The 13689-nt window shown below is 51.4% G+C and carries 13 protein-coding genes; 11 read left to right on the top strand and 2 right to left on the bottom strand.

The annotated features are described in order from the left end of the window. The first annotated feature begins 6 nt into the window (after window positions 1-6). From rimI to EDM56_RS05575, 3 genes are all read left to right on the top strand, one after another. Window positions 7-480, top strand: coding sequence for a ribosomal protein S18-alanine N-acetyltransferase (rimI, locus tag EDM56_RS05565; protein ID WP_122916896.1), 474 nt, complete (start codon window positions 7-9; stop codon window positions 478-480). Further along, the gene (gene tsaD, locus EDM56_RS05570) at window positions 461-1504 is read left to right on the top strand and encodes a tRNA (adenosine(37)-N6)-threonylcarbamoyltransferase complex transferase subunit TsaD (RefSeq protein WP_425456282.1); all 1044 of its coding nucleotides are present in this window, start codon (window positions 461-463) and stop codon (window positions 1502-1504) included. The genes rimI and tsaD overlap by 20 nt, the downstream gene beginning before the upstream one ends. Before the next feature lie 255 nt (window positions 1505-1759). Next, on the top strand, window positions 1760-4000 hold the full coding sequence (locus EDM56_RS05575; protein ID WP_122916897.1) for a hypothetical protein: 2241 nt from the start codon (window positions 1760-1762) through the stop codon (window positions 3998-4000). 30 nt (window positions 4001-4030) lie between these two features. Here EDM56_RS05575 and EDM56_RS05580 read toward each other — a convergent pair whose 3' ends face one another. Further along, complete coding sequence (locus EDM56_RS05580; protein WP_122916898.1) at window positions 4031-5959, bottom strand: ABC-F family ATP-binding cassette domain-containing protein; 1929 nt, start codon at window positions 5957-5959, stop codon at window positions 4031-4033. Window positions 5960-6036: 77 nt separating this feature from the next. Here EDM56_RS05580 and EDM56_RS05585 point away from each other — a divergent pair, with 77 nt between their 5' ends. From EDM56_RS05585 to EDM56_RS05610, 6 genes are all read left to right on the top strand, one after another. Next, complete coding sequence (locus tag EDM56_RS05585; RefSeq protein WP_122916899.1) at window positions 6037-6639, top strand: 5-formyltetrahydrofolate cyclo-ligase; 603 nt, start codon at window positions 6037-6039, stop codon at window positions 6637-6639. 45 nt (window positions 6640-6684) lie between these two features. After that, a complete protein-coding gene (locus tag EDM56_RS05590) occupies window positions 6685-7200 on the top strand; it encodes a MogA/MoaB family molybdenum cofactor biosynthesis protein (protein ID WP_122916900.1) in 516 nt (171 codons plus the stop codon). Continuing rightward, window positions 7194-8195 (top strand): molybdopterin-binding protein, encoded by a 1002-nt coding sequence (locus EDM56_RS05595; RefSeq protein ID WP_122916925.1) that lies wholly within the window; start codon window positions 7194-7196, stop codon window positions 8193-8195. Before EDM56_RS05590 ends, EDM56_RS05595 begins: the two co-directional genes overlap by 7 nt. A gap of 31 nt (window positions 8196-8226) precedes the next feature. Continuing rightward, window positions 8227-8568 carry a twin-arginine translocase TatA/TatE family subunit gene (gene tatA, locus EDM56_RS05600; protein WP_122916901.1) on the top strand — a complete coding sequence of 114 codons (342 nt, stop codon included), beginning with the start codon at window positions 8227-8229 and terminating at the stop codon, window positions 8566-8568. 18 nt (window positions 8569-8586) lie between these two features. Beyond that, a complete protein-coding gene (gene tatC, locus EDM56_RS05605; RefSeq protein WP_122916902.1) occupies window positions 8587-9366 on the top strand; it encodes a twin-arginine translocase subunit TatC in 780 nt (259 codons plus the stop codon). 64 nt (window positions 9367-9430) lie between these two features. Next, on the top strand, window positions 9431-9844 hold the full coding sequence (locus EDM56_RS05610; protein ID WP_122916903.1) for a hypothetical protein: 414 nt from the start codon (window positions 9431-9433) through the stop codon (window positions 9842-9844). 1 nt (window position 9845) lies between these two features. Here the strand turns inward: EDM56_RS05610 and EDM56_RS05615 are convergent, their stop codons facing one another. Continuing rightward, window positions 9846-11126 carry a CAP domain-containing protein gene (locus EDM56_RS05615; protein ID WP_122916904.1) on the bottom strand — a complete coding sequence of 427 codons (1281 nt, stop codon included), beginning with the start codon at window positions 11124-11126 and terminating at the stop codon, window positions 9846-9848. A 297-nt stretch (window positions 11127-11423) separates the two neighbouring features. Between EDM56_RS05615 and groES the strand changes: the two genes are divergently transcribed. Then, on the top strand, window positions 11424-11708 hold the full coding sequence (gene groES / locus EDM56_RS05620) for a co-chaperone GroES (RefSeq protein WP_122916905.1): 285 nt from the start codon (window positions 11424-11426) through the stop codon (window positions 11706-11708). Between the two features lie 64 nt (window positions 11709-11772). Continuing rightward, complete coding sequence (groL, locus tag EDM56_RS05625) at window positions 11773-13395, top strand: chaperonin GroEL (RefSeq protein WP_122916906.1); 1623 nt, start codon at window positions 11773-11775, stop codon at window positions 13393-13395. Window positions 13396-13689: the final 294 nt, after the last annotated feature.

Consider the following 13689-nt stretch of genomic DNA (forward strand, 5'->3'; position numbering starts at 1 on the left):
AATCTCATGGCGGAAAAGGATTGGCTCACTTTTCGCTTCATGACGTTGGATGACGTTGAAGCAGTAGGGGAGCTGGAAAGGTTGGCATTTCCGCTGCCTTGGCCAGTCGATGCGTTTGTCAATGAACTGACGATCAATCAAAATGCGAAATATTTGCTGGCCATCGCAGATGAGAAAGTGGTGGCATACTGCGGCGTCTGGGTGATCCTCGACGAGGCGCATATTACCAACATCGCGGTCCATCCGGATTACCGTGGGCGCAAGATCGGCGAGCGGCTCATGCGTCAGATGATGGGACTGGCCCGTCTGTTCGGCGCGGAACGGATGACGCTGGAGGTGCGTCCGTCCAATACGACGGCGCGCAATCTGTACGGCAAACTCGGCTTCATCGCTGCCGGGGTAAGAAAAGGCTATTATTCCGATAATAATGAAGATGCCATTATCATGTGGGTGGAATTGAATGAAGATGAACAGGAATGAATCGGATCGTCCGGTATACATTTTGGGTATCGAGACGAGCTGTGACGAAACATCGGCGGCAGTCGTGCAGGATGGGCGGATTGTGCTATCCAACATCATCGCGTCGCAAGCTGACATTCATAAACGGTTTGGCGGTGTAGTGCCAGAGGTAGCATCTCGTCGTCATGTGGAAAACATTACGCTCACCATTGAGGAAGCGCTGCAGGTGGCGGGGAAAACGCTGGACGATATCGACGCGATAGCCGTCACATGCGGCCCGGGATTGGTGGGGGCGCTGCTGGTCGGTGTGGCGGCGGCCAAAGCGATCGCCTTTGCACGGGAGATTCCGCTGATCGGGGTACACCATATCGCCGGCCACATTTATGCAAACCGGCTTGTGGAGGAAATGCAATTTCCGCTGCTCGCGCTGGTGGTTTCGGGTGGGCATACGGAGCTTGTGCTGATGAAGGAGCACAACCATTTCCGCATTCTCGGGGAAACTCGCGACGATGCTGCCGGAGAGGCATACGACAAGGTGGCGCGAGCGCTTTCCTTGCCATATCCGGGAGGGCCGCATATCGACCGGATGGCGGCGGAAGGCAATCCGTCTGTTCCGCTGCCTCGTGCATGGTTGGAGCCGGACTCGTATGATTTCAGCTTCAGCGGTCTTAAATCGGCGGTTTTGAACACATTGCACAATGCTGCACAACGGGGCGAAACGATCGATCCGGTCGATTTGGCAGCAAGCTTTCAGTCGTCGGTTGTGGAAGTGCTTGTGGAAAAAACCATTCGCGCCGCCAAAGAATTCGATGTGAAACAGGTGGTGCTGGCCGGTGGCGTCGCTGCGAATAAAGGGCTGCGCATGGCGCTGCAGCATCGATGCGAAAAGGCGAATGTTCCACTGGTCATTCCGCCGTTTGTGCTTTGCACGGATAATGCGGCCATGATCGCTGCTGCGGGATTCGTCTCGTATCAGCAACGAAAATTTGCTTCACTTGATCTGAATGGAACGCCAAATTTACCTCTGGAAACCTCTGCTGAGTAAAACTCGGCAGAGGTTTTTTTGTCGAGTGGCTCCACCAATGGTTAGGTGGAGTCGCGTTTTTCACATTATCCACAGGTTTTGTGGAGACTGACAGATTGCCCAAATGATTTGTTGTGAATAATGGTGATAAAGCTTGAAATAGGCTTGTTAAAGATAGTGAAATATTGTGTGGGCAGCTGTGATTTTTGTGGATAAACATGTTGATAAACCATCCGTAATCCACAGGTCATCATACAGTTATCAACAGGAGGCACCATGAGTTATAAACAAATTGTGCAAATAATGTGGATATTATTGCTGCTTATCCCCATGTTTGTTCAAGCGGATAGCGGATTGGCGGTAGCTTCAGACACAAGGCAAGCGGTTGTCGTTTTTATCGACGGGCTCTCGTTTGCGGATGTGGACAAGTTGAGAAATCATCCACAGATTGAAGCGGCGCTTTCTTACACAGCATTTGGAGCGATGAGCATCCGTACGCCGGGAGCCCGGACGGCGGAAAATGCGTATTTGCTGATGGGGAGCGGCACGCAGGCAATATATACTGCTGCGAGCGGTACCGCTTATTCTCCTGAAGAGCTGCTTTCAAACGGCGAACAAGCAGGGGAACGGATGAAGCAGGTAGGGCGTTTGGACGGAGGAGGGGCGGAAACCGCAGCTGTTTTGTTTCCGGGAATCCAGCGTCTGCTGAATGACAATCGGGATCGCCCTTTCACGGAACGGATCGGATTGCTCGGGAGCACTTTGAAAGAACACGGCATGCGCGTGACGCTGCTAGGAAACAACGATTATGGTACCGTTCGGCAGAGGCCGGCGGCGCTCTTCGCGATGGACAGGGAAGGTAGGATCGCAGATGGGGATGTCACAGCGGGAACGCTCATGCAGGCTCCCACGTACCCTTACGGCGTGAGAACTGATTATGAAAAGCTGGCCAGGAGAGCGGCTATGCAGCAAGGTAGCGGCATTACCGTCATAGAGCTCGGTGACCTTGCCCGTCTCTACAGGCTACAGCCGATGATGAGCCCGGAACGGTTCGAACGACAATACCAAGCGGTGATATCCGATCTGGGACGATTTCTCGCCCAGCTCACCGCTGACCAACAGGCGAAAAAACAAATGGTCATGGTCGCTTCCTCTGGTGTCAATCCTGCGGCACAAAAGGAGAAATCGCTTTTGCTGCCGATTCTGGTCTGGCAGGAAAACCGAAGCGGCTCACTTTTTTCTTATACAACACGACAAGACGGGTTGGTGAGCGGTCTTGACGTGATGCCAACGCTGCTCTCATGGCTTGATCTGCCGATCCCCGCTGAAGCGACAGGTCATGTCATTCGGGCCAAGGCTGCGGATGGGCTATCGATGGATGAAATGTTTGCGAGAGTGAATTGGATCGACCACGTGTACCGGTACCGTTCCACCGTTCTTTCCGGCTATGTGATCATGCAGATCGTCGCGCTTGTTGCCGGACTTGCGATCTGGCTTTGGCAGCGCAGAATGGGGGTGTCGATCGCAGAGGGCGTGAAGCGTCCCGTGCGAATTGTGCTGTTTTCCCTTTTGTTTTATCCGGGGCTGTTGCTCCTGGAACCTTTGCTTCCTTGGCGGTTACCGCCTGTCGTGATCCTTGCCTTGCTGTTCTTCGTTACGATGATTATCGCGACTGGGCTGGAAGGGCGTGGGTTTGTCCCGGCGCTGATGATGACGGGTGGACTTACGGCTGCCGGCATATTGGTGGACGGGTTCATGGGCGGACACATTATCAGCCGCTCTTATCTTGGCTACGACCCGGTTATCGGCGCGCGCTTTTACGGATTGGGAAACGAATTGGAAGGCGTGCTGATCGGTGCCAGCATCCTTTTTGCAGCTGCAGTCTACGAAAGGGGTGGCAGGCGGTGGGGGTGGATATGTGATTTTGCAGCCATCCTTGTTTTCGGGGTAGTGCTCATCTATATGGCTTTGCCATCATTGGGGGCAAATGCAGGTGGGTTCTTGGCGGGGGCGATCGGATTCGGAATGGCGATGCTGCGATTCCGCCAAGTGACCATAAAAAAGCGAGAACTCCTGCTCTTTGCAGGAATTCTCGCTGGTGGAATCGGTATTTTGATTGTAGCCAACCTTTGGTCCGCCGAACCGCTCACACATGTGGGCAAGGTTGCCAAGCAAATCATGGCGGGCGATTGGGCAGCGATCGCACAGATCGTGGAACGGAAATTGGCGATGAATGTGAGGTTGATCCGCGTCTCGCTTTGGAGCAAAGGTTTTTTTGTCTCGTTGATCGCTCTCGGAGTACTGACATTTTGGTCAGGCCGCTTCATGCAGCACCTCGCCCGAAAATGGCCGTTTCTCATCGGCGGGTTCCGCGGTATTGTGGCAGGTTCTCTCGCCGGATTGATTTTGAACGATTCGGGGATCATCTCTGCCGCCACATCGATCATTTTCTTTGCCATCCCGGCGTTGTATGCGGCGCTTGATGATCGTGCCCTTTCGGCTGACCGGTCAGCGTAGCTTGCGGGACGGATCGACTACGCGATCCTGTTATTCGGACAGCTCCTGCCACTCCTCGTACAGCGACTCGATTTGCGTTTTTGCCTGCTGAATCTGATCGTTGCGCTGCTGGGCCTGCACATGGTCGCTGTATACTTCCGGAAGACAGAGCTCACTCTCCAGGCGGGCGATCGTTTCCTCACATTGCATGATCGTAGCTTCAATTTCTTCCAACCGTTTTTGGCGCTGCCGCTCGCGGCGTTTGGCATCCTTATCCTGCTCGTAGCTGCTTTTTTCCACAGGCTCGGAGGAAGTGCCGCGTTTTGCAGCATTGGCTGCAGCTTGCTCAGCAGCCATTTCCGCCAGTTCCTGCTTTTTCTCGACAAAGTAATCGTAATTTCCGAGGTAGCTCGTGACGCCCTCAGGTGACAGTTCGAGCACGCGCGTCGCGATCTTGTTCAGAAAGTAGCGGTCATGCGAAACGAACAGGATGGTGCCAGGGTAATCATACAAAGCGTTTTCCAGCACTTCCTTGCTGAGGATATCCAGATGGTTGGTCGGCTCGTCGAAAATGAGGAAATTGGCTTGCTTCAAGAGGAGCTTGGCCAAGGAAACCCGCGCCCGTTCGCCACCGGACAGCTCGCCGATCCGCTTTTGCACGTCGTCTCCGGAAAATAGGAAGTTGCCGAGCAAGGTGCGCACATCTTTCTCCGGCATGAGCGGATAATCATCCCAAATTTCAGCAAGAATCGTTTTGCTTGTATTGAGGTGCCGCTGCTCCTGATCGTAATAGCCAATCATCACATTGCTGCCCATTTGGAACGTGCCTGCATGCTGATGTAATTGGCCGACGATCGTTTTGAGCAGCGTCGATTTGCCGATCCCGTTCGGCCCGACCAATGCCACTCGCTCTTCTCGCTCGATTTCGAAGCTGAGATTACGGGAGAGGACGGCGTCCGGATAGCCGATGGACAAACTGGACGCTTTCATCACCACATGTCCGCTCATTTTGGAGATATCAAAAGAAAAGTTAGCCGATTTGTTATGCGCGATCGGCTTATCCATCCGGTCCATTTTTTCCAGCGTTTTGCGTCTGCTCTGCGCCCGTTTGGTAGTGGAGGCGCGCGCGAGGTTGCGAGCGATGAAATCTTCGAGCTTGGCGATTTCCTCCTGCTGCTTATCGAATTTTTTCAGCTCCTGCTCCAGCGATGCGGCCTTCAGGTCGAGAAAGCGGGAGTAGTTTCCGACATAGCGGGTCGCTCGGGTGCGCTCGATCTCATACACCACATTGACCAGCTTGTCGAGGAAATAGCGGTCATGAGAGACGATCAGGACTGCTCCCTTGTAATTTTGCAAATAGCCTTCAAGCCAGGTGAGGGTCTCAATATCCAAATGGTTCGTCGGCTCGTCTAACAGCAGAAGGTCTGGCGATTGGAGCAAGAGCTTGGCCAATGCGAGGCGGGTCTTTTGTCCACCGCTGAGCGTCTTGATCGGAGACTGATAGTCCATTTCGGCAAAACGCAGGCCGTGCAGCACGCCGCGGATCGAAGCCTCGTAGCTGTAGCCGCCGCGTTCCTTGAACGCCTCGGATCGTCGGGAGTAATTCTCCAGTATTTGCTGGTAGCGCCGCTCGTCAGCGAGGACAGCCGAATCGCCCATCATGGCTTCCAGCTTGCGCAATTCCGCTTCTTCCTTTTGAAGATCGGTAAAGACTGTGAGCATCTCCGCCCAGATCGAGTTTTCCGATTCCAACCCCGTGTTTTGCGCCAAATACCCCATCGTCACTTCCTTGGGGATGCGAACCGCGCCGCTGTCATAGCTGAGCTGTCCGGCGAGGATTTTCATCAAGGTGGATTTGCCCGCGCCATTGACACCGACTAAACCGACGCGTTCTCCTGTTTGTATTTGAAGGGAAATATCTTGTAAAATAACATCGATACCATAAGCTTTTTGGATGCGTTCTGCTTGTAATAAAATCATGATTTCACCTCAAGGTAATTCATTCTATCTAGTGTATCCCAATGAAGAGAGAGTGGACAAGGGGAGAGGAATTTCATATGGAGATGAAAGCACGGAAACAGGCTTTGCGAAAGCAGGTGCTTGCACAGCGCCAAACGTTGTCCGAGCAGGAGCGATGCGAGCGGTCGGCTAAGGCTGTACAGTTTCTGATGCAGTTTGAAGATTTGGCCGCCTGCAAAACCGTGATGGTATTTTATCCATTCCGTGACGAGATTGACACCCGACCGTTTTTAGCGCATGCGCAGAAACGGGGGCAGGAAGTCTGGCTGCCGTATACCGATATGGAGAATAAGCGGATCATACCTTATGTTTATACCGGGGAAGATTGCCTCAAGCTAGGAACGTATGGAATCTACGAGCCGGACATTGCCCGCTGTGAGCCCGCCGATGTGGCGAAGCTCGACGCTGTCGTACTGCCTGGCGTAGCTTTTGACCGTAGCGGTGGAAGGATGGGTTATGGTGCCGGTTATTACGATCGGTTTCTTGCCGGATTGCCTGGAGTTCCGCTCTTGATCGGTCTTTCGTTTGACGTGCAGGTAGTCGATGAAGTTCCGACAGAGCCCCATGATTTTCGCGTTCCGTACATTGCAACAGAATCTGGTATATCTGCTACATTTCCGCCACAGTTCGAACGCAGCTAGAGCGGACTGTTATAGTATAATGGAGTATTGACTGGAGGTATGAACATGTCCCAATGGAAAATCGGTGTCATTACCGCAAGTGATTCAATTGCCCGCGGAGAGCGGGAGGATGACCGCATCGAGTTGCTCAAGGTGTTAGTTCGCGAATGGTTAAAATGTGAAGTTGCCGTTCATCGCAAAGTTCCTGACAACATGGAAGAGCTGCAAGAAACGATGATAGAGCTGGTGGACCGTGAAAAGTGCGATTTGTTGATTGTCGCTGGCGGAACCGGTTTAAGCCCAAGGGATGTTACGCCTGAGGTGACCCAGTGGGTGATTGACCGTCCTATGCCTGGACTGGTTGAGGAAATGAGACGCGCAGGCATGCAGCAGTCAAGACGTGCCATGCTGACCCGCGCAGCTGCCGGAACTCGGGGCAATTCCTTGATCTTCAACCTGCCTGGACATCCGAAAGGCGTCAAAATCTGCTTTGAAGCGATTGCGGATATGCTCCCAGACGCACTTTACATTCTGCAAGGAACGGAAAAGGCGGATGAGGATTGGGGCGGATTGGGTTGGTAAACAAGCCTTCTTTTAAAGAGGTACCAGTCCGCGAAGCGGTTGGGCTCGTCCTACCGCATGACATGACTCAGATTTTGCCTGGCGAGTTTAAAGGGCGTTTGTTTAAAAAGGGGCATGTGATTACGGAAGACGATATTGAGCCCTTGCTGTCGATCGGCAAGGAGCACATCTACATACTGGACATGCCCGAAAACTGCTTGCACGAAAACGAGGCTGCCGAACGTATCGCGGCAGCTGTCGCAGGGCCGTCACTTACGAAGACAGAGCCTTATGAAGGGAAAATTAGCCTGAAGACGCCTGTTCTCGGTTTGACTAAAATCAATGAGGCGGCGATTCATGCCATCAACAGTCTGGAAGCGATTGCACTCGCGACGGTCGAAACCAATCAGGTGGTGCAGCCGGGAGGATCGGTGGCGGCTACGCGCATCATCCCGCTGATCATCGAGGAAGAGCGCATCGTGGAGCTGGAAAAACTGGCAGCGACATTCGCAGGTCCGATCGTCGATGTTATTCCGTTCCCAAAGCGGTGCATCGGTTTGGTCACGACTGGCAGCGAGGTGTTTGGCGGACGCATCGCTGACAAATTCGGTCCGGCAATCAAAGCGAAGGTGGAGGCGTTCGGTTCTGAAGTGGTCGAGCAGCGCTTTGCACCGGATGATAAGGCGTTGATCGAGCGGGAGATTCGTTATTTTGTTGATCAGCAGGTGGATCTCATTCTGGTGACCGGCGGCATGTCGGTTGACCCGGATGATCGTACACCAGGGGCGATCGCAGGTGCGGGGGCAGAAGTGGTCCGTTACGGGACGCCGATGCTTCCGGGGTCGATGCTGTTGGTTGGCTATATCGGGAATATCCCGATTTTAGGCTTGCCAGGCGCAGTCATGCACGAGCCGTTTACATCGTTCGATGTGTTTCTCCCGAGGATATTAGTCGGCGAACGCATCGTGGCGGAAGATATGACACGGCTAGGCTATGGCGGCTTGCGCAAATGTTAATAGAAGCACAAATTGAAAGGGGCGCTTTGAGATGAGTTCGATTGGGATTCCTGGATTAATTCTTATTTTGCTTTTGGCACTTGTACTGTTTGGCCCGAAAAAGCTCCCTGAATTGGGACGTGCCGTCGGAAACACCCTGAAAGAATTCAAAAATGCGACACGCGGCCTGACCAAGGACGAGGACGAGGAAGAAGAGCGTAAAAAAGTAGAAGCGGCTCCGGTTAACGCCCAAGAAAAAGATGCAATTGACCGTGAGAAGCTGGAGAAAGAGATTCGCGAAAGAATCGAACGCGAGCGTATGGAAGCGGAAATCCGTGAGAAACTGGAAAAAGAGCGACAGCAGGCGAAAGAGGAGCAGCAAAAAGCGCAATAACGTAAGGTGGGTGCTAGGATGAGTGTCGACCGTGATATGACGATGATTGAACACCTAACAGAGCTGCGCAGACGAATCATTTGGGTTCTTGCTGTGTTTGCGCTTGCCCTGATCGCAGGATTGTTTCTGGCGAATCCCGTGATCACGTATCTGAAAGAAAGCCCTTTGGCTGGAGGAGTTCCTCTTAAGTCGTTCCATCCTTCCGACGCTCTCCAGGTTTACATGCAGTTTGCTTTTGTTATCGGAATGATCGTGACGCTGCCGGTAGCCTTGTTTCATATCTGGCGGTTTGTCAGTCCTGGATTGCGCTTGCAGGAACGACGCATGACCCTCTATTTCATCCCTGTGGCATTCTTTCTGTTTATTGCAGGGCTCGCGTTTGGCTATTTCGTCGTTTTCCCGATGGTCATGCAGTTCATGGCAGGGATCACAAAAGGGATGGAAGCTGATCCGAACTATGGGATCGCCCAATATTTCAGCTTTTTGTTTAACATGGTTATCCCGTTTGGGGTGCTGTTCGAACTCCCGATCGTGGTGATGTTCCTCACGCGATTGCGGATTCTTAACCCGATGCGTCTGGCGAAAATGAGACGGATCGCGTACTTTGTGCTGGCGGTCATCGCCATCACGTTAACCCCGCCTGATTTTCTCAGCGACTTCATGGTGATGATCCCGCTCCTTATTTTGTATGAAGTGAGCATTTGGCTGTCCAAAGTCGTCTATCGTAAGCAGCTGAAGGAAGACGAGGAATGGGAACGTAATTATGACACAATGGAAGAAAACCCTCTCACGCCGTAAAAAGGCGGAGAGGGTTTTTCTTTTTCGGCAATACTAAGGGAAAAAAGGCGAAAGGTGGATTGCGATGCAGTTTTTTCTGGCGCTTTGTTTGCTGTTTTCCCCATTGGAGTCTGCGGCTGCTGAGCAGGTAGAGTTGTTCGATACAGAACAGGAGCGTGTGGTGCAGACGTTTACGAATTCGTCGGCATTTCAAGAGGAGGCGCTACATATTTTAGACAGTGTGACTGGGAGGGTGCTGGAGCTATCCCCATCACTGGAGCATGCGCTGATTGTGAAAATCCCACTCGCCCCACCGAAATCGCTTGTCGTACCTGCGGCGAAAATTGACGAAAAGGTTCTGTCGGTTTTTGTCATCATACCCAAGCAGCAAAACCGCAAGCCGTGGCTGATCGTACATACGAAAAAGGAAGAGACGCTATTGCTCGAATTCACCGCTGGGATCGCCCGGCTGCGCCAGTTGATCGGCAAGCCGTCATGACTCAGCGGGTAGCGGTTGTCGTCACGAAGTCTTGCGTATAGTAGTCGAGGTAGACACCTACACCTAGCTGACGAAACCCTTTTTCCAAAATGTTTTTCCGGTGGCCTGGGCTGTTCATCCAGTTTTCGTAGGCTTCAATCGCATCCGGAAATCCTGCTGCGATATTTTCGCCGGCCATTTTGTAGGTCACGCCTGCTTGTTTGAGCCGCTCAAAGGGGTCCAACCCGGTGATCGTCGAGACGTGGTCGAAATACTGGTTCATCTCCATGTCTTTGCTGTGCAGACGCGCGACGTTGGCGGCAGTATCAAGTGCAGTGAGGGCAGGGAGCTTGTTGCGGTAGCGGATGACGTTGGTCAGATCGAGGATTTGCCGCTCATGCGCACTGTTCACGTACTCTTGCTGCTTGATAGAAAGCCGTGGTGGGTCAAAGTTGGGAGCAGTTCCTTGATAGGTCCATTTTGTTTCGAAAAAACCGCCCCGCAAAAGCGCCAATCGGTCGATTAAACGCAGGGCGGTTACGTTTGCGTTGTTTTGCTTATCGAGGTAAAAAATGATCGGCGTTCCTTGGCTGATCACGAGCGGGCGATCTTTCGGCTGATTGGTAATTTGGACATTGGCTTGCTGGAAGGAAAAGGAGACTATGGGTTGAATTGAATATTTACGGGAAAGAGATTGATAGGTTGTGCCGATTCCTACGCCTTCAATCTGTGCGGTGGAAGCATTTGAATACAGATCAACCACTTTTCCGTCCATGATCCCAATCTGTAAATAGCGGCTGAGATCGCGGTTGTAAATCCACCACTCATATCCGAGCTGAGCGGGCTCCTTGCGAGCGGGTGCCCCAAGGGCGGTCAGTACCTCTTGTTGGCCCATGCCGAGAGAAATGCCATAAAGCGAAGGTTCATCCGTCTTGGGGGCGGGTGCCGCAGTTTGTTTAGCAGGCTTGCTTGTCTTGGCAGGTTCGGCTTGAAGCGGTGCCATCGCCGGGACCGCCGCAGGTTTAGCGGGTCGTTCGCCAAGCCATACTGTTGAGGTGGTAGGGTCGATTCCGACAGGCTTGTTCAATTTTTGGCCGACAAGCGAAAGTGGTACATATACAGTGCCCTGGTAAGTGATCGCCGACGGTTGAGAGGAGTTCGTGTTTCCGATTGGCTTACCGTCGATATACAAAGTGAGAGTGCGTTGCGTGACGTTGACTGGTGCTCGGTGACCGCCTGCGAAAATTTGCGAGATTGCCAGAGACAGTACAAGAAGCAGGGCGGCGACAATCCATTTGCGCAAAGGTATCCCTCCTAAACGTTGCATGTAAAACTAGCTTTGCTCTTAACTATATGAGGGAAAGAGGTTGCTAGAACCCGAAATATTTTTAGGGACAGGAACGGGTCGCTTTTGAAGCGAGCTGACAGGCTTTTTCCATTTTATGAAAATTGTAAAGATGGATTTCACACAAAAACTGCCGAAAACTACTTGCAATGTGAGAGTCGATTCATTATTATAGGTATTGGGTGTTAGCACTCCTCTCCGGTGAGTGCTAACAACGAAATACACATCTACATATTTTTGAGGAGGGTGTTTTTTGTGTTAAAGCCATTAGGTGACCGTGTGGTAATTGAAGCAATTTCCAAAGACGAAACAACCGCTAGCGGGATTGTTCTCCCAGACACAGCGAAGGAAAAACCACAAGAAGGCCGCGTTATCGCAGTCGGTTCCGGTCGCGTAGCTGACAACGGCGAGCGCATCGCATTGGAAGTGAAAGAGGGCGACAAAGTCATCTTCTCCAAATACGCAGGTACTGAAGTGAAAGTGGACAACAAAGAACTGTTGGTTCTGCGTGAATCCGACATTTTGGCAATCATTGGATAAACTAGCTTTATCCATTCGCAATGCGTCGATATAATCCAAACTATCCTTAGGAGGTTGAGCTTTCATGGCAAAACAAATTAAGTTCTCCGAAGAAGCACGCCGTTCTATGCTGCGCGGTGTTGAAACACTCGCAAGCGCGGTTAAAGTAACCCTCGGTCCAAAAGGCCGCAACGTAGTATTGGAGAAAAAATTCGGTTCCCCGTTGATCACGAATGACGGCGTAACCATCGCGAAAGAAATCGAGCTGGAAGACGCTTATGAAAACATGGGTGCTCAGCTGGTTAAAGAAGTAGCGACCAAAACAAACGATGTTGCTGGTGACGGTACTACCACTGCGACTGTTCTGGCTTATGCGATGATTCGCGAAGGTCTGAAAAACGTTACAGCTGGCGCTAACCCAATGGTTATTCGCCGTGGTATGGAAAAAGCAGTTCGCGCTGCTGTTGAAGAAATCAAATCCATCGCAAAACCTGTAGAAAGCAAATCTGCAATCGCACAAGTTGCGTCTATTTCTGCTGACGATCAAGAAGTAGGTAACCTGATCGCAGAAGCGATGGAAAAAGTGGGCAAAGACGGCGTTATCACTGTCGAAGAATCCAAAGGCTTCAGCACTGAGCTGGAAGTCGTTGAAGGTATGCAATTCGACCGTGGCTATGCTTCCCCATACATGATCACGGATACAGACAAAATGGAAGCTGTTTTGAACAATCCGTATATCCTGATCACTGACAAGAAAATCGGTAACATCCAAGAGATCCTCCCTGTCCTCGAGCAAGTGGTACAAAGCGGCAAACCGCTCTTGATCATTGCTGAAGACGTTGAAGGTGAAGCTTTGGCTACCTTGGTTGTGAACAAACTGCGCGGTACTTTCACAGCAGTTGCTGTTAAAGCACCTGGCTTTGGCGATCGCCGCAAAGCGATGCTGCAAGACATCGCGGTCTTGACCGGTGGTGAAGTGATTACGGAAGAATTGGGTCTCGACCTGAAAGCAACCAAAATCACTCAACTTGGCCGTGCAAGCAAAGTTGTTGTTACAAAAGAAAACACTACAATCGTTGAAGGTAGCGGCGAAAAGGCTGAAATCGATGGCCGTGTAGCTCAAATCCGTCAACAAATCGAAGATACAACTTCCGAATTCGATCGTGAAAAACTGCAAGAGCGTCTGGCTAAATTGGCTGGTGGCGTTGCGGTTGTTAAAGTTGGCGCTGCGACCGAAACTGAATTGAAAGAGAAAAAACTGCGCATCGAAGATGCTTTGAACTCTACTCGTGCAGCGGTTGAAGAAGGTATCGTACCTGGTGGTGGTACTACCCTGATCAACGCAGCTCATGCTGTTCAAGCAATCCAAGCTGAAGGCGACGAAGCTGTTGGTGTGTCCATCGTTCTGCGCGCTCTGGAAGAGCCAGTTCGTCAAATCGCAACCAATGCAGGTCTGGAAGGCTCTGTAATCGTAGATCGCCTGAAAAAAGAAGCTGTAGGTATCGGTTTCAATGCTGCTACCGAAGAGTATGTAAACATGCTCGAAGCAGGTATCGTTGACGCTGCGAAAGTAACTCGTTCCGCACTGTCCAACGCTGCTTCCGTAGCTGCAATGTTCTTGACTACCGAAGCGGTTGTTGCTGATAAACCAGAAGAAAACAAAGCTCCTGCAGGCATGCCTGACATGGGCGGAATGGGCATGATGTAATTCATGCTTACGGAAAGAGGCGAACCTTGTGTTCGTCTCTTTTTTTGTTTTGCTGATATACGTTATGTTAGAAATAAACAAGTTTTCTTGTGGTTAAAAAAATATTCGATTTCTGCTTGCGTTATGCAGAGTTGTTTGCTATTATAGTTTTTGTCGCTTCTGGGACAAGGATGATTTTGAAAAAACGAAATAAAAAAACCTTGACTCGAAACGGTGATGTATGATAAAGTTTAAAGGGTCGGCGCTGAAAAAGTGAACGACGCGAAATGAAAGAAATGCTCTTTGAAAACTGAA

Origin of the sequence: Brevibacillus fluminis, from assembly GCF_003710825.1 — a bacterium.
Lineage (GTDB): Bacteria > Bacillota > Bacilli > Brevibacillales > Brevibacillaceae > Brevibacillus_D > Brevibacillus_D fluminis.